Source organism: Streptomyces sp. NPDC058457 (assembly GCF_042720695.1).
GTDB lineage: Bacteria > Actinomycetota > Actinomycetes > Streptomycetales > Streptomycetaceae > Streptomyces.
Map to the genome: position 1 here is coordinate 93,053 of NZ_JBHXLU010000019.1, position 16,014 is coordinate 109,066.

Below are 16,014 nucleotides of genomic sequence, written 5' to 3' on the forward strand. Positions count from 1 at the left end.
TACGTGAGTGGCTTGACGGTGACGGCGGTGGCTTAGCCGACCGCGCCTTCCATCTGGAGCTCGATCAGCCGGTTGAGCTCGAGGGCGTACTCCATGGGCAGCTCCTTCGCGATCGGCTCGACGAAGCCGCGCACGATCATCGCCATCGCCTCGAACTCGGTCAGACCGCGGCTCATCAGATAGAAGAGCTGGTCGTCGGAGACCTTGGAGACGGTCGCCTCGTGGCCCATGGACACGTCGTCCTCGCGGACGTCCACGTAGGGGTACGTGTCGGAACGGGAGATGGTGTCGACGAGCAGCGCGTCGCACAGCACGTTCGACTTGGAGCCCGCGGCACCCTCGCCGATCTCGACGAGACCGCGGTAGGAGGTACGGCCGCCACCGCGCGCCACCGACTTGGAGACGATGTTGGAGGAGGTGTTCGGCGCCATGTGGACCATCTTGGAGCCGGCGTCCTGGTGCTGGCCCTCGCCCGCGAAGGCGATGGAGAGGGTCTCGCCCTTGGCGTGCTCGCCCATCAGGTAGACGGCCGGGTACTTCATCGTCACCTTGGAGCCGATGTTGCCGTCGATCCACTCCATGGTGGCGCCCTCGTAGGCGACGGCGCGCTTGGTGACCAGGTTGTAGACGTTGTTCGACCAGTTCTGGATGGTCGTGTAGCGGCAGCGGGCGTTCTTCTTGACGATGATCTCGACGACCGCGGAGTGCAGCGAGTCCGACTTGTAGATCGGGGCCGTACAGCCCTCGACGTAGTGCACGTAGGCACCCTCGTCGACGATGATCAGGGTCCGCTCGAACTGGCCCATGTTCTCCGTGTTGATACGGAAGTAGGCCTGGAGCGGGATCTCCACGTGGACGCCCGGTGGGACGTAGATGAAGGAGCCGCCCGACCACACGGCGGTGTTCAGCGAGGCGAACTTGTTGTCACCGACCGGGATGACGGTGCCGAAGTACTCCTTGAAGAGGTCCGGGTGCTCCTTCAGCGCGGTGTCGGTGTCGAGGAAGATGACGCCCTGCTCCTCCAGGTCCTCGCGGATCTGGTGGTAGACGACCTCCGACTCGTACTGGGCGGCCACGCCGGCGACCAGGCGCTGCTTCTCGGCCTCCGGGATGCCCAGCTTGTCGTAGGTGTTCTTGATGTCCTCGGGCAGGTCCTCCCAGGACTCCGCCTGCTTCTCCGTGGAGCGCACGAAGTACTTGATGTTGTCGAAGTCGATGCCCGACAGGTCCGAGCCCCAGTTCGGCATGGGCTTCTTCTCGAAGAGGCGCAGGCCCTTGAGGCGGAGCTTGGTCATCCACTCGGGCTCGGACTTCTTCGCGGAGATGTCCCGGACGACGTCCTCGTTGATGCCGCGCTTGGCGGAGGCGCCGGCCGTGTCGGAGTCGGCCCAGCCGTATTCGTACTTGCCCAGGCCCTCGAGCTCAGGGTGGGCAGTCTCCGTGGGGAGAGTCATGCGGGGTTCCTCCCGGCCGTGCTAGCAGATGCGTCAGTGGAAATCTTGGGGATGAACGTCGTGCAGACGCCGTCGCCGTGCGCGATGGTCGCCAGTCGCTGGACGTGCGTTCCGAGCAGTTCGGCGAAGATCTCCGTCTCCGCCTCGCACAGCTGGGGGAACTGCTCCGCGACATGGGCGACCGGGCAGTGGTGCTGGCACAGCTGCTCGCCGACCGGTGCGGTGCGCGCCGTTGCAGCGTACCCGTCCATGCTCAGGGCCTTGGCCAGCGCTTCGGTGCGCTCGTCGGGGCTCACGCTCTCGATCGCCTTGCGGTAGGCACTCGCCTGGGCCATGATCCGGGCCCGCGCGAAGGCGGTGACCGCCTCCTGGCCGCCCCCCTGCTCGGCGATCCAGCGCAGCGCGTCGGCGGCGAGCTTGTCGTACGACTGGTCGAAGGCGTCCCGGCCGCAGTCGGTGAGGACGAAGACCTTGGCGGGCCGGCCGCGCGTCCGCGCGCCGTACACCCGCTGCTCGCGCGCCTCCACGACGTCGTCGGCGACCAGGGCGTCCAGATGCCGGCGTACGGCCGCCGGGGTCAGGCCCAGGCGTCCGGCCAGCTCGGTGACGGTCGAGGGGCCGTGGTCCAGGATCGACCGCGCGACCCGGTTGCGCGTCGAGCGCTCACCGGTCGCTAGCTCCTCCTGCGGGGTCCCCGTGGGGGTCTCCCGAGCCTCGCCGACGTTTTTCACAACGCCATTGTTGCGTAATTCCTCAGAGCCAGGCAAGCGGCGTCCGGGCGACCGGACGGTGCCCTGCATCACTTAGGCATACCTAACCTTCCACCTGGCCTGACCTGCGGAAACGATCTTTGATCGATCATCCTCGGCCAATTCGGTGGCGTTCCACGGCCCCCTCCGGAACACTCCGGAACCATGCCCACACCGCCCCCCACCGGCCCTCTTGTCACGCGGGACGCCCTCGCCCAACAGCTTCACCAGCTGGGTGTCAAGACCGGCGAGACCCTCCTCGCACACACCTCGCTCAGCTCCCTCGGCTGGGTGAACGGCGGAGCCGTGGCCGTCGTCCAGGCCCTCCTCGACGCCCTCGGCCCGGACGGCACCCTGGTGGTCCCCACCCAGACCGGCGACCTCTCGGACCCCGCGGTGTGGGGGAATCCTCCGGTGCCCGAGGAGTGGTGGGCCACGATCCGGGCGACCATGCCGTCGTACGACCCCCGTACCACCCCCGCGCGCGGGGTCGGCGTGATCCCGGAGACGGTGCGGAACTGGCCCGGCGCCCTGCGCAGCGCCCACCCGCAGACCTCCTTCTCGGCCGTCGGCCCCCGCGCGGCTGAGATCCTCGACGGCCACGCCCCCGACTGCCGGCTCGGCGAGCGCAGCCCGCTGGCCCGGCTGGAGAAGCTGCACGCGCGCGTGCTCATGCTCGGCACCGGCTACGCCACCTGCACCAGCTTCCATCTCGCCGAGTACCGGATCCCCTCCCCACGCGTCCGGGTCGGCCGCCCCACCGCCGGCGGCGGCTGGGAGGAGGTCACCGAGGTGGCGATCACCTCCGACCGCTTCGACGAACTGGGCTACGACTTCGAACGCGACCGCCCGGTGGTCGTCCGCGGCCCGGTCGGCGCGGCCGAGGCCCGGCTCTTCCCGGTGGCGGAAGCCGTGGCCTACGCCGAGCGGTGGCTGGCCGTACACCGACCCCGTGAGAAGGAGATCTAGCACCCGGCCGTCCGGGTGACGGCAGCCGTACCTAGACTCTGTCACCATGCGAAGTGAGCCGGTGGTCCAGGTGCGGGACCTGGTGAAGCGGTACGGCACCAAGCCCGCTGTCAACGGCCTCGATCTGGTCGCCGAGGCCGGCGTGACCGCCGTACTCGGCCCCAACGGGGCGGGCAAGACGACCACGATCGAGACCTGCGAGGGGTACCGCAGGCCGGATTCCGGCACGGTGCGCGTCCTGGGCCTCGATCCCGTGCGGCAGTCCGCCGAGCTGCGCCCCAGAGTCGGCGTGATGCTCCAGTCCGGAGGCGTCTACTCGGGCGCCCGCGCCGACGAGATGCTGCGGCACGTGGCGAAGCTGCACGCGCATCCGCTGGACGTGGACGCGCTGATGGAGCGACTGGGCCTCGGCAGCTGCGGCCGGACGTCGTACCGCCGTCTCTCCGGCGGCCAGCAGCAGCGCCTCGCGCTCGCCATGGCCGTGGTCGGACGCCCGGAACTGGTCTTCCTCGACGAGCCGACGGCCGGCCTCGACCCCCAGGCCCGCCGGGCCACCTGGGACCTCGTCCGGGACCTGCGCACCGACGGTGTCTCGGTCATCCTCACCACCCACTACATGGACGAGGCCGAGCAGCTCGCCGACGACGTCGCCATCATCGACGCAGGCCGGGTGATCGCCCAGGGCTCCCCCGAGGAGCTCTGCAAGGGCGGCGCCGAGAACACCCTGCGGTTCACCGGCCGCCCCGGCCTCGACGTCGGCTCGCTCCTCAAGGCACTGCCGGCCGACTCCACGGCCGCCGAGCTGACCCCGGGCTCCTACCGGGTCATGGGCAAGGTCAACCCGCAGCTGCTGGCGACGGTGACCTCGTGGTGCGCCCAGCACGGCGTGATGCCCGAACGCATCTCGGTGGAGCGCCACACGCTGGAGGACGTCTTCCTGGAGCTGACCGGCAAGGAGCTGCGCTCATGAATCCGGCTCGCACAGAGATCGGCCGGGGGTCCGGGGGTCGCCCCCCGGGAAGGCACAGTCTGGAGCTGACCGGCAAGGAGTTGCGCTCATGACCACCGCGACCGACACCGACACCGGCACCTACGCCCCCCGGCCGGGTGCCGCCCCGCTCCCCCGCATGATCGCGGCGCAGGCGGCCCTGGAGACGAGGATGCTGCTCCGCAACGGCGAGCAGCTGCTGCTGACGGTGGTGATCCCGACGCTCGTCCTCGTGCTCTTCAGCTCGGTGGACGTCGTCGACACCGGATCCGGCAAGTCGGTCGACTTCCTGGCCCCCGGCATCCTGGCCCTCGCCGTCATGTCCACGGCCTTCACCGGCCAGGCCATCGCCACCGGCTTCGAGCGCCGCTACGGAGTCCTGAAGCGCCTCGCCTCCTCCCCGCTCCCCCGCTGGGCCCTGATGACGGCGAAGACCGCGTCGGTCCTGGTCACCGAGGTCCTCCAGGTGATCCTCCTGACGGTGATCGCCTTCGCCCTGGGCTGGTCCCCGCACGGCAACCCCCTCGCCGTCCTGCTCCTCCTGGTCCTCGGCACGGCCGCCTTCTCCGGCCTCGGCCTCCTGATGGCGGGCACCCTCAAGGCGGAGGCGACCCTGGCCGCCGCCAACCTGGTGTTCCTGCTGCTGCTCGTGGGCGGCGGGGTCATCGTCCCGCTGGACAAGTTCGGCGGAGCCCAGCACGCACTCGGCCTGCTCCCCATCTCCGCCCTCTCGGACGGCCTGCGGGACGTGCTCCAGCACGGGTCCGGGATGCCGTGGGGTGACCTGGGCATTCTCGCCGTGTGGGCGGTGGTGGCGCTGGGGGCGGCCGGGAAGTTCTTCCGCTGGGAGTGACGGACCGACGGTGGCGGAGTGAAAGCCGTCGCCAGGCCACGTGAGTGACGTTCGCGCCCAGCGGGAAAAGACGCTCCGTGTACGAGTCGGCGGAACTCCCCAGCGCTCTGCAGCCGTTGCTGCACGACGTCGTGATGTGCGTGGCGGCCCCGGCCTTCGTGGCATCGCCGCGGGACGGACAACTGCGCGGCCTGAGGGCGGAGGGCTTCTACGGCCACGACCGCAGGCTTCTGCACACGGTCTGTCTGCTGATCGACGGACGCGAGCCCGAGCCGATCGGCGTACAGCCGCTGGGCCCCGACCGGGTGCGCTTCACCTCGGTCCACCGCTATCAGGGCGACCCGACCGACGATCCCACCCTCATCGTCGAGCGGGTGCGGGTCGCCGGCCAGGGCGAGTTCATCCAGCTGAGAAACGTCGGTACGGTCACCCGCCCCCTCCGCCTCGAACTGGCACTGGCGACCGACCTCGCGGACATCGCCGACGTCAAGCGGGGCCGTCCGACGCCCACCGTGCCGTGCACCGCCTCCGGGGACGGCGGCGGTCTGCGCTGGCAGGCCCCGGCGGGCCTGGCCGAAGTCCGTGCCGCGGGCGAGGCGGAGGCACCGGAGGTCACGGACGGCCCGGAGGGCGGTACCTTCGCCTGGCCCCGGATCGTGCTGCGGCCGGGTGAGGACTGGCACACCCACGTCAGCGTGACCGGAGGCGCGGTCCCCGCTCCGCCGGGTCACCCCGGCGCCCCGCGGTCCCCGGCCCCCTGGGCCGAACCCCGGGTGGCGGGCGACCCCCGGCTGGTGGCGCTGGTCCGCCAGGGCCTCGACGACCTGGGGGCCCTGCGGCTGGCCGATCCGGACCGCGGAAGGCGAACGGCGGGCGGCGCCGAGGACCAGTTCATAGCGGCGGGATGTCCCTGGTACCTGACGTTGTTCGGCCGCGACTCGATCTGGTCGGCGCGCATGATGCTGCCGCTGGGCACGGATCTGGCCCGCGGCACCCTGTGGGCCCTCGCCCGCCGCCAGGGCACGGCCCACGACGTGTTCCGCGAGGAGGCGCCCGGCCGCATCCTCCACGAACTGCGCCCGGCCGACGCCGAACACGGCCACGGCCTGCGCCTTCCCTCCCGCTACTACGGCTCGGTGGACGCGACCCCGTTGTTCGTGTCGCTCCTGGTGGACGCCTGGCACTGGGGGCTGCCGGAGGACGAGGTGGACGCGCTGCTGCCGTACGCCGAGCGCGCCATGGAATGGGTGCTGGAGACCTGCGCCGGGGACGAGGACGGGTTCCTGCGCTACTACCCCCGGGCGGGCGGGCTGCGCCACCAGTCGTGGAAGGACAGCGAGGACGCGGTCCGGGACGCGACCGGCCGCCGTATCGAGCCGCCGCTGGCGCTGTGCGAGGTGCAGGGGTACGCCTACCAGGCGGCGACGGGGCTGGCCGAGTTGCTCTCGGCCCGGGGCCGTCACGACTCGGCCGTGCGGCTCCGCACCTGGGCGGACGCGCTGCGCAAGAGCTTCGCCGACGCCTTCTGGCTGTCCGCGCGGCTCGGTCCGGCCCCGCGGTACGTGGCGATCGCCGTCGGCCGGGGGCTGGAGCCGGTCAGCGGGCCCGCGTCCAACATGGGCCAGTTGCTGTCCACCGGCATCCTGGACGCCGACGGCTGCCAGGACGTGGCGGCATGGCTCGCGTCGCCCGAACTGAACTCCGGCTGGGGGCTGCGCAGCCGCTCCTCCGCTCTGCCCGGCTTCAACCCGCTGAGCTACCACAACGGCTCGGTCTGGACGCACGACACCGCGATCGCGATCCAGGGCCTGTCCGCGGCGGGCCGCCACCAGGAGGCGTACGACCTGACGACAGGCCTGCTCGACGCGGCGAGCCACTTCGAGTACCGGATGCCGGAACTGTACGGCGGCGACAGGCGCACGCGGGGAGCTCCCGTTCCGCTCGCCTACCCTGCCGCCTGCCGTCCGCAGGGCTGGTCCGCCGCGTCGGGGGTCGCCCTGCTCGGCGCCCTCCTGGGTCTGAGGCCGAACGCCACGGACCGCGTCCTCCATGTCACCCCCATGGCGCAGGAGCGCTCCGGAGCCGCGTCGCTGATCCGCGGGGTCGAGGGCATTCGCCTGGCCGGGCGGAGCATCACCGTCCGCACGGATCACCCGACGGACGGCATCTCGGTCGAGGGGCTTCCCGAGGGGTGGCGGCACTCGACAGCCTGATACGGCCGACGGGCCGGCCCTGTGTCACGGCCGGCGAAGCGGAAGGCGCGAACACTTCTCGTAGGCCGACAGCAGAGGGGGCAGGCAACGACTCTCCAGATCGAATTCCGCCATCACTCGCTTCCTCGCCGCATTGCCGACGCTCCGCGCGACGGCCGGCGAACGGAGCAGCTCGACGATGCGACTCGCGAGAGCCTCCGCATCGCCCGGCGGCACGAGGAACCCCGTGGAACCGTCCCGGCCCACTCCCTCGGCAAGGCCGCCCACGTCGGAGGCGATCACTGGACGCGCCGAGCACATCGCCTCCAGCGCCGCAAGACCCATGGGCTCGGCGAACATCGACGGACACACCACGACGCGGGCCCGCCGATACAGCTCGTGCATTCCGTCCACAGCCGCCCGGTCGAAGGTCACGTGATCCGCGATGTTCAGATCCTTGGCGAGCCCCGTCGCCTCATCCCTGAAACCGACCTTTTCGCCATGGAAATCGACAGAATTCGGCGTATCCATGAGAACAAGGCGCGGACGCACCGGGAGATCCTCGCGCAGGACTCGCTGCATGGCCTGCACCGCCATCCTCGCTCCCTTGTCGGGAATGAGACGGGCAGGCAGAAGGACGAGCGCTTCCTCGCCCGGCGCCGGGTCGGGGAGTTCCGGAACACGCAGGAAGGACTCGGCGTCGATACCCAGATACATGAGTTCCGCGTCGGTCACTTCGAGCACGTCCGCACAGGCATCGAGGAGAAACCCGGAGACCGCGAAGTGCGCGTCGAACTCACCGCAGGCCCTGGCCAGGGCCACACTCGCGGGATCACTCCAGATGCTGTGATACGTGTGCAGCAGCACCAGGCCGAGGCCTGCTCTGAGGTCGAGCAGCGCCTCCGCCGGCGCGGCCGAGAAGTGGTGAAGGTTGTGGCCGTGGACCAACCGGGTCCGCCTGTCCGCCAGTTCGCGGCGGAACCACCTGCGCAGTTCGCGCCGCTCGGCAGCGCTCCCGGAGGCCCGGGACAGATCGAGCCCCGGGTGCTGCAGCACCTCGATCCCGGCCTCCCGGGGCCTGCGAACCTCCGATGTCCCCGTGAACACCGTCACCCGGTGCCCCGTTCTGGCGAGCAGCCTGGAGCAGTTCCAGAGGTACGACTCCACACCGCCGACCGTCGGCGGGAACGCCCAGTGGACGAAGGCGATGTTCAACGCCTTCGGGGTCTGCTGATCCGACTCCTGCCACATTGCCGCCTCCGGGCACCCTTGCCACCGTGCTCGGGCCACACCCGGTGAACGGCAGAACAGACTTCCGCGCGCCGGGATCGTATTCCACCGACAGGGCCCCGGGGGCCCGAACTCGCGGTTTAACGAAACCATTGCCCGACAGGTTGCGCACCGCAGAAGTAGGGAAAAATGAAGATTCGACAACATTCGCCCTGAGCACGGGGGGAATCCTGCGGCAGCGGTGCGGATTCGGGGGAATCACATGCGCGCTTGGGTGATCACTGTCTCTGCCGGTGCGGGAACCGGAACCACCGCGTTCATCGCGGTGGCCGTGAAGGCCGCCGACTCCGGGAGCGCTCTGCTGTGGTGGCTGTCCGCGGGTGCGGGGCTGATCGCGGGGCTGGCCGGCGGCATCGCCACACAGGTCGCCCGCAGGTCCGGCGCGGAGTCCACCCCGGACGCGCAGGCGAGCACGCTCCAGGGCCCACCGCACAACCTGCCCGTGCTCAGCATGTACTTCACGGGCCGCACCGCCGAGACCCAGCGCATCGTGAGTGTGCTGCGCGGCCCGGACCGCGGACGTCGCCGGGACGAGCGGCCCGTGCCCCGCGTCGGTGTGCTGTACGGGGCGACCGGCGCGGGCAAGTCCGAACTCGCCGTGGCCTACGCCCGCACCCAGTTGACCCGGCACTCCCTGACGTGGTGGCTCAACGCCTCCGGCCCCGACGCGCTGCGTACGGAGCTGCTGGAGTTCGCCCAGTACGTGGGCATCCACGACCAGGCGAGCAAGAACGTCGTCCTCATGAACCTGTGGCGCTGGCTTCGCGACCAGCGCAACTGGCTGCTCGTGTACGACGGGTGGCCCGCCTACGAGGACGAACTGCGCCGCCTGCTGCCGTCGGAGGGCGACGGCGAGGTGCTGATCACCACCCAGCAGAACCAGGGATGGGACGGCCTGTGCGCGAGCCCCATAGAACTCCGGGTCTTCCCCGAGAGCGAGGGCATCGAGTTCCTGGTACGGCGCCTCGGTGTGAAGCCCACTCAGGCCGCGGAAGAGGCCTGCACCCGGCTCGGCCGCCAGCTCGGCTGGCTGCCACTGGCCCTCGAACAGGCGGCGGCCTACATCGTCCAGGCGGAGACGACCGTGATCGAGTACCTGCGGGACCTGCCCGGAGGAGCTTCGGTCGAGGACACCTTCCGGCTCGCCATCGCACGCATCTCGGAGACCTCGCCCGCCGCGGTGGATCTCCTGCGGCTGTGCACGTTCCTCGCCTCGGAGGACGTCCAGAAGATCACTCTGATGCAGTACCGGTCGGTGCTGCCGGTCCGCCTGCGGGCGGTCATGGCCGACCCGGTCACCTTCAACCGCGAGGTCCTGCTGCTGGTCGACCACTCCCTGCTGACGCGCAGCGGCGACTGGCGCGACGGGTCCGCCGCCTACGGCATGCATCCCCGCGTCCAGACACTGATCCACGACGGACTGAGTCTCGCCGAGCGCCTGGAGTGGTCCCAGGCCGCGGTCCGGCTCGTGGAGGCATGCTTCCCCATGACTCCGGACCTGCTGGCGTCCAGGCCGGTGTGCGAGCGGATGATGCCGCACGTGGAGGCCGTCATCGACAAGCTCGCCTGGGGCGACGACACCGGCGGCGGGCTCGGCGCGTCCCAGGACCCGGAGGCCCTGGCCCGGCTTCTGCACCGCGTCGGCGCGTACCAGGAACACCGCTGCGACTGGGTGCGCTCCCTGGACTTCTTCGAACGGGAGGCAGAACTGCGCGAGATCGGGAACGGCGACGGCCTCGGCCGCGCCGCGGCACGGTACGCCGTGGCCCGTCAGCACTATCTGCTGGCCAGTCTGGACGACGCCGAGCGGGAGTGCCGCCTCGCTCTCCAGCTCTGCGACGGCCGCGAGGAGGAGGCGTTTCTCCGGTTACGGGCCAGCTGCCAGCGGCAGCTGGGAGGCATCATGCGTGAACGCAACCGCTTCTCGGAGGCGCTGGCGGCGGTCCAGACCGCGGTCGAGATCTACGAGGGTCAGGCATGGCGCGAGGAGAGCCTCGACTGGGCCGTCGCCGAGCAGGAGATCGGCCTGATCCACCGGAACGCGGGGCATCTCACCCAGGCCGCCGACCACTACGAGCGGGCGGAGCGCCGCATACCCAGCCGAGGCATCCAGGAGCCCCCCGACTACACGGTGTTCCGCGCCATGCTCCGGCGCGATCTCGGAATCGTCGCCCAGGACAGGGGGCAACTGGAGCACGCGGAGGAGCGGCTGACCGAGGCGCTGGCGGTGTTCGGCGCCCATCGGGGTCCGGAGGACTTCGAGACGGCCCAGATCGCCAAGTTCCTGTCGGACGTACTGCGCCGGCGTAGCGAGAGCCACCGGGACGAGGCGCGCCGGAGCCTTCGCCTCCTCCGCCGTCGAGACCTGCGCCGCAGGGCCCGCACCGAACTGGACCAGGCCGACCGGCTCCTCGGTCCGGTGGTGGAGCTGCACCGCAAACGCAGCGAGGCGGAGGAGCACAAGTACGCGGCCTGCCTCAACAAACTCGGCTCCTTACGTCTCGCGCAGGGACGGTCGGCCGATGCGAGGAGGATCCTGGAGCAGGCCGAGGAGATCTATCTACGGCTCTACGGCGAGCGCCACTACTACCGTGCCAAGTCGCTGACCAGGCTCGGTCCCGTGCTGCGCGCCCTGGGCGACAGTGCCGCGGCGGAGCGTGTGCTCCGGGAAGCGAACGGGATCTTCCGGGCGGCCCTCGGCGACGACCACCCGGCGCTGACGGCCGTGTGCGAGCACCTGTCCGATTGCGCCTCGGACCGCGGTGACCACGAGGAAGCCGGCCGGCTCCGGCTCGAAGCAGACCGCATCCGCCGGTCGCTGTGACACCCGGATCCCGATCCCCGACCCTCGTGAACACATGCACAAGCGGCCCCCTACCATGGTGCCCGTGCCAAAGCTGACCCCCACCGACCTCGTAGCGGCGCTGCGGAACCCGCTCGCCTTCATTGCCGATCGCTGGACCCCGGATCCCCGGACCGTCCGGCGGGCGGCGCTCGCCGCGCTCGTCATGTCGGTGGTCATCGTGGTCACCGGCGGTGCGGTGCGCCTCACCGGCTCCGGCCTCGGCTGCCCGACCTGGCCCGAGTGCACCGACGGCTCGCTGACCCCGACGACCGCGCTGAGCTACCACAGCGCCATCGAGTTCACGAACCGCATGCTGACCTACGTGCTGTGCGCGGCGGTCGGCTGGGCGATCATCGCCGCCCGGTCCCAGAAGCCGTACCGGCGCAGTCTGACCCGGCTGGGCTGGGCCCAGTTCTGGATCGTGATGAGCAACGCGATCCTCGGCGGCGTCGTGGTGCTCGTCGGCCTCAACCCGTACACCGTCGCCGCGCACTTCCTGCTGGCGACGGCACTCATCACGGTCGCCGTCCTGATGTGGCAGCGCACCCGGGAGGGCGACGGCGAGCCGGGTCCGCTCGTCGGCACGGCCGTGCGGCAGCTGGTGTGGGCCCTGGTGGCCGTGACGCTGGTGCTCATCGCCGCGGGCACGGTGGTGACCGGCGCCGGACCGCACCCGGGCGACTCCGGCGACGTCGAGCGCATCGACGTCAGCTGGTCGGGCGTCGCCGAACTGCACGCGGTCTTCGCCTGGATCGTGGTGTCGCTGACCTTCGCACTGTGGTTCTTCCTCAAGGGCGTCGACGCGCCCCGGGGACCGCGGGACCGGGTCCGCGACCTGTTCCTGATCCTGCTCGGTCAGGGCGTGATCGGGTACGTCCAGTACTTCACCCACCTGCCCACGCTCCTGGTCGGCCTGCACATGTTCGGCTCCTGCCTGGTGTGGATCGGCGTGCTGCGGGTCCTGCTCTCCCTGCGGGAACGCGCCGGCGTCCCGGCCGGCGCCGGCCTGCCCGCTCAGCCGTACGAAGCCGACGCCGCCGACGCCGACGCCGTGAGCGCGTCGATCGCCGGGCCCAGGTAGTCCCGGGTCAGCCGGGCCCGGCGCGCCGTCCACTCCTCGGTGGGCGGGGCGGGGTCGTCGTAGCGGCGGCTCCGGATGTCCTCGACGACCTCGGCGGGGGCGCCCAGGCCGGGCAGCAGGTCCAGGGCCTCGCGTTTGGAGATCAGACGGCCCTCGCGGGCGGTGACGGTGGCGCGGGCGAAGGTGATCATGCCCAGGTCGACCCAGACGTCCTGGGTCCACAGCGGGGCCTTGTCGACGACGGGCCGCCAGTAGTCCCGCTGGTCGCGGAGGACGAAGTCGCCGAGTTCCCGGTCCGTCACCGTTGGCAGCAGCCCCGCGGGCTCCTGGCCGTACAGCACCCGTCCGAAGGCGTGCAGCTCACGCCGGGTCACCAGACCGACCGGCCGTTTGAACAGCTGCTCGTACGCCCAGGTCAGATGGGACCGGGCGGGGTCGGCCGCCGTCGACGGGGTCAGATAGGTGCAGTGCAGGACGTTGGCGAGCGGCAGCGTGCGCAGCCGGGCGTGCACGACGGCGACCTTCCACACGACGGCCGGGGTCACCGGGCCCGGCAGCACCACGATCAGGTCCAGGTCGCTGCGGCCCTCCTGATAGTCGTCGCCCGCGGCGAGCGAGCCGTGCGCCCACACGGCCACGGGGTCCAGCGCCGACAGCTCACGGACGAAGCGGCTCAGTAACGTCTCGGTGTCCACGCGCTCAGTCTGTACAGCTCACTCCAGCCCGTACACCCGTTTCGCGTTTCCCGCCGCGATCAGCCTGGCCACGCGTTGTGCGTCCCCGAGCGACCACGCGCCCTCGGCGACCCAGGTGCCCAGCACCCGCGCGAGGGACTCGCGGAAGAGGCGGGCGCCGACCACGTGCAGTTCGGGCAGGCCGTGGGCGCCGCTGGAGAAGAGGATCTTGCCGAAGGGGGCCAGTTCCAGGATCTCGGCGAGGATCGTGGCGGCGCGGGCGCCGGTGCGGACCAGGGCCGCGCCCGAGTCGGCGTACACGTGCGGGAAGACCCCGGCGAGATGGGCGGCATGGCGGTGGTACGGGTAGCCGTGGAGGAGGACCAGGTCGGTGCCGAGGCCCGCGGTGGCGCGGACGAAGTCGGTGAGCAGGACCGGGTCGGTGCGGTCGATCCGGGCGCCGGGTTCGCCGAGGCCCGCGTGCAGCTGGAGGGGGAGGCCGGAGGCCACGGCGATCCAGAGCAGGTGCCGTAGCAGGACCGGGTCGGTCAGCTCGCCGCCGACCCGGCGGGCCGCCAGCCAGCGGCCGGCCGCGCCTCTCACCTCACCGGGGCCGGGGGGCTCGGGGGCCAGGGCCAGACCGTGCCGGAGACCGGCGACGGAGGTGAAGGCGACCGCGTTCGCCGCCGCGCCGTGCACCGACTCGGCGAGGTTGGCGAGAAAGGACTCGACGGTGCCGGAGGTGTCGGCGACCTGCTCCGCGAGCAGTTCCAGGCGGACGATCTCGCGGGCCTCCGCGTCGCCGGTCGAGGCCATCTCCGTGGGACCCGTGAGGTCGCCGGGGAGGCCGGTGTCGACGAGGTAGGTGGTGATGCCGCTGCCGCGCAGGAGACGGCGGCCGGCCTCCAGTACGCCGAGCTCGCGGCGCCGGGCCAGGTAGCGGGCCGGCGCACAGTGCGGTTCCAGGCCGAGGAGCGGGGGGCACCAGCGTCGTACCGCGAAACCGGTCTGGGTGTCGAAGAGGGTGGTGCCGGCGGCCGGGGGGCCTTCGGTACGGGCGAGCTGGGCCTCGAAGGTGCCGAGGCCGAGCTCCGTACGCAGCACTCCGTGGCAGTACTGGTCCACCAGGTTCGGCGTCTCGATCATCCGGGCTCCCGTGTGGACGGCTGCATGTCCGTCTTAACGGGTGAACCGGGATGGAGGTCGCGGTGTGCGGTCGTTCTTCGGCCGCGGGCCCGGTGGGGGCTCGTCGCGCCCACGCGGCGGAGCCGCATATCGATACAGCCCCGCGCCCTAAAAGGGGCGCCTTGTTCAGCCGCCTACTTGAATGCCCGCCATGCGCTTCCACTCGTACGGGCCCGTCGTCACCTTCGCCGCGAACTCGCCGTCGAAGGACTCGTGGACGGTGATGCCCGCCTTCTGCACTGCCTGCCGGGCGATCTCCGTGCTCGGGGCCACCAGGTCGCCCCAGCCGCCGTCCTCGCCGACGAGGACGATGCGGGCGCCGCGTTCGCCGATGTAGGCCACCTGGCCCTCGGCGCCGCCGTGGGCCTTGGCGAAGGCGCTGATCTCCTTGGCGAGGCGCGCCACCTTGCGCTCGGCCTTCTGGTCAGCCTTCTGCGTGTCAACCTGCTGCGTGTCTGCCATGGACAGGATGCTACTCACGAGTAGATCCACTGGCGAGGGCAGAGCGATGTGATGTGGGTCAGCGCAGGAAGGGGTCGACCGCCACGGCCACGAAGAGCAGGGAGACATAGGTGATCGACCAGTGGAACAGCCGCATCTCCTTGAGCTTCCCGCCCGCGACCTCCGCCTTCGCGCGGTTCTGCAGCCCGTGCGCCTCCCACAGCCACCAGCCGCCCGCCACCAGGGCGACCAGCGTGTAGAACCAGCCGGTGTAGCCGAGGGGAGTGAGGAGCAGGGAGACGCCGACCATCACCCAGCTGTAGATGACGATCTGCTTGGCGACCACCTTGTTGGAGGCGACGACCGGCAGCATCGGCACGCCCACGCGCGCGTAGTCGTCCTTCACCTTCATGGAGAGCGGCCAGTAGTGCGGCGGCGTCCAGAAGAACATGACGAGGAAGAGGATGACCGGCGCCCACGACATGGAGTCCGTGACGGCCGACCAGCCGATCAGCACCGGCAGACAGCCGGCGATACCGCCCCACACGATGTTCTGCGAGGTACGGCGTTTGAGGATCATCGTGTAGACGACGACGTAGAAGAGCAGCGCTCCGAGTGACAGCCAGGCGCTCAGCCAGTTGACGGTGAAACCGAACAGCAGTGTGGAGACGACCGCCAGGGTGATGCCGAAGGCGAGGCACTCGCGCGGGCTGACCATGCCGGTCACCAGCGGACGCTGCGAAGTGCGGTCCATCAGTGCGTCGATGTCCCGGTCGATGTACATGTTCAGCGCGTTGGCGCCGCCCGCCGAGAGGTAGCCGCCGAGGCAGGTGAGCAGCACCAGCGTCAGGTCGGGCACGCCCTGCTGCGCCAGGAACATCACCGGAACGGTGGTGATGAGCAGCAGCTCGATGATCCGTGGCTTGGTCAGCGCCACGAAAGCTTTGACACGGGCCCCGAACGGCCGGTGACTCGGGCTCTCGCTCGCACCGAGTACCCCCGCTGGACGGGATTCGACGGCCGTCACGCACACCCCTGACAGAGACTCCCAGCGAGCCCCGCCGTGTGAACTCACGGTAAGGGCTCGCGCGTACCACGCCACTTTAGACGTTGCCCATACCCCGACCTTCGCGGGGGTGGGGTCGTGTTGGGGGGCGTCTCGGAAGAGGGGTACAGGGGCTCGGTTGAGCAGTCAGATGAGCGGTTCCGTATTCATGTGCCGAATGCCTTCTCGGCCAGTCGGGAGGCGGATCCCCGAGAGTCCCGGCAGTCTGGAAACACTCGAAAAAATGC

Annotated in this window: 13 protein-coding genes; 6 read left to right on the forward strand and 7 right to left on the reverse strand. The window is 70.6% G+C overall.

Features of this window, described 5'->3' with window-relative positions; all coding sequences use genetic code 11:
* Positions 1-32 precede the first annotated feature (32 nt).
* Positions 33-1,454: a Fe-S cluster assembly protein SufB gene (sufB, locus tag ACFWPS_RS18020; RefSeq protein ID WP_383706107.1), complete on the reverse strand. Its 1,422-nt coding sequence runs from the start codon at positions 1,452-1,454 to the stop codon at positions 33-35.
* Positions 1,451-2,185 (reverse strand): helix-turn-helix transcriptional regulator, encoded by a 735-nt coding sequence (locus ACFWPS_RS18025; RefSeq protein WP_383706109.1) that lies wholly within the window; start codon positions 2,183-2,185, stop codon positions 1,451-1,453. The genes sufB and ACFWPS_RS18025 overlap by 4 nt, the downstream gene beginning before the upstream one ends.
* A 183-nt stretch (positions 2,186-2,368) precedes the next feature.
* Here ACFWPS_RS18025 and ACFWPS_RS18030 point away from each other — a divergent pair, with 183 nt between their 5' ends.
* The 4 genes from ACFWPS_RS18030 (at position 2,369) to ACFWPS_RS18045 (ending at position 7,226) form a co-directional block, all read left to right on the forward strand.
* Complete coding sequence (locus tag ACFWPS_RS18030) at positions 2,369-3,172, forward strand: aminoglycoside N(3)-acetyltransferase (RefSeq protein ID WP_383706111.1); 804 nt, start codon at positions 2,369-2,371, stop codon at positions 3,170-3,172.
* A 46-nt stretch (positions 3,173-3,218) separates the two neighbouring features.
* On the forward strand, positions 3,219-4,142 hold the full coding sequence (locus ACFWPS_RS18035) for an ABC transporter ATP-binding protein (protein WP_383706113.1): 924 nt from the start codon (positions 3,219-3,221) through the stop codon (positions 4,140-4,142).
* An 88-nt stretch (positions 4,143-4,230) separates the two neighbouring features.
* Entirely contained in the window at positions 4,231-5,013 is a 783-nt protein-coding gene (locus ACFWPS_RS18040; RefSeq protein WP_383706115.1) for an ABC transporter permease, read from the forward strand.
* Positions 5,014-5,090: 77 nt separating this feature from the next.
* Entirely contained in the window at positions 5,091-7,226 is a 2,136-nt protein-coding gene (locus ACFWPS_RS18045; protein WP_383706117.1) for a glycogen debranching N-terminal domain-containing protein, read from the forward strand.
* Between the two features lie 24 nt (positions 7,227-7,250).
* Here the strand turns inward: ACFWPS_RS18045 and ACFWPS_RS18050 are convergent, their stop codons facing one another.
* Positions 7,251-8,456 (reverse strand): glycosyltransferase family 4 protein, encoded by a 1,206-nt coding sequence (locus ACFWPS_RS18050; protein ID WP_383706119.1) that lies wholly within the window; start codon positions 8,454-8,456, stop codon positions 7,251-7,253.
* 253 nt (positions 8,457-8,709) lie between these two features.
* Here ACFWPS_RS18050 and ACFWPS_RS18055 point away from each other — a divergent pair, with 253 nt between their 5' ends.
* Together ACFWPS_RS18055 and ACFWPS_RS18060 are read left to right on the forward strand one after the other, a co-directional pair.
* Complete coding sequence (locus ACFWPS_RS18055; RefSeq protein WP_383706121.1) at positions 8,710-11,319, forward strand: tetratricopeptide repeat protein; 2,610 nt, start codon at positions 8,710-8,712, stop codon at positions 11,317-11,319.
* Between the two features lie 55 nt (positions 11,320-11,374).
* Positions 11,375-12,421 (forward strand): heme A synthase, encoded by a 1,047-nt coding sequence (locus ACFWPS_RS18060; RefSeq protein WP_383706123.1) that lies wholly within the window; start codon positions 11,375-11,377, stop codon positions 12,419-12,421.
* Here ACFWPS_RS18060 and ACFWPS_RS18065 read toward each other — a convergent pair.
* The 4 genes from ACFWPS_RS18065 to ACFWPS_RS18080 form a co-directional block, all read right to left on the reverse strand.
* Positions 12,355-13,116: a nucleotidyltransferase domain-containing protein gene (locus ACFWPS_RS18065; RefSeq protein WP_383706125.1), complete on the reverse strand. Its 762-nt coding sequence runs from the start codon at positions 13,114-13,116 to the stop codon at positions 12,355-12,357. The two genes, ACFWPS_RS18060 and ACFWPS_RS18065, sit on opposite strands and share 67 nt — an antisense overlap.
* Before the next feature lie 18 nt (positions 13,117-13,134).
* A complete protein-coding gene (locus tag ACFWPS_RS18070; protein ID WP_383706127.1) occupies positions 13,135-14,241 on the reverse strand; it encodes an amidohydrolase family protein in 1,107 nt (368 codons plus the stop codon).
* Between the two features lie 165 nt (positions 14,242-14,406).
* Entirely contained in the window at positions 14,407-14,742 is a 336-nt protein-coding gene (locus ACFWPS_RS18075; RefSeq protein WP_383706129.1) for a hypothetical protein, read from the reverse strand.
* A gap of 58 nt (positions 14,743-14,800) precedes the next feature.
* Positions 14,801-15,754 (reverse strand): heme o synthase, encoded by a 954-nt coding sequence (locus ACFWPS_RS18080; protein ID WP_383706131.1) that lies wholly within the window; start codon positions 15,752-15,754, stop codon positions 14,801-14,803.
* Positions 15,755-16,014: the final 260 nt, after the last annotated feature.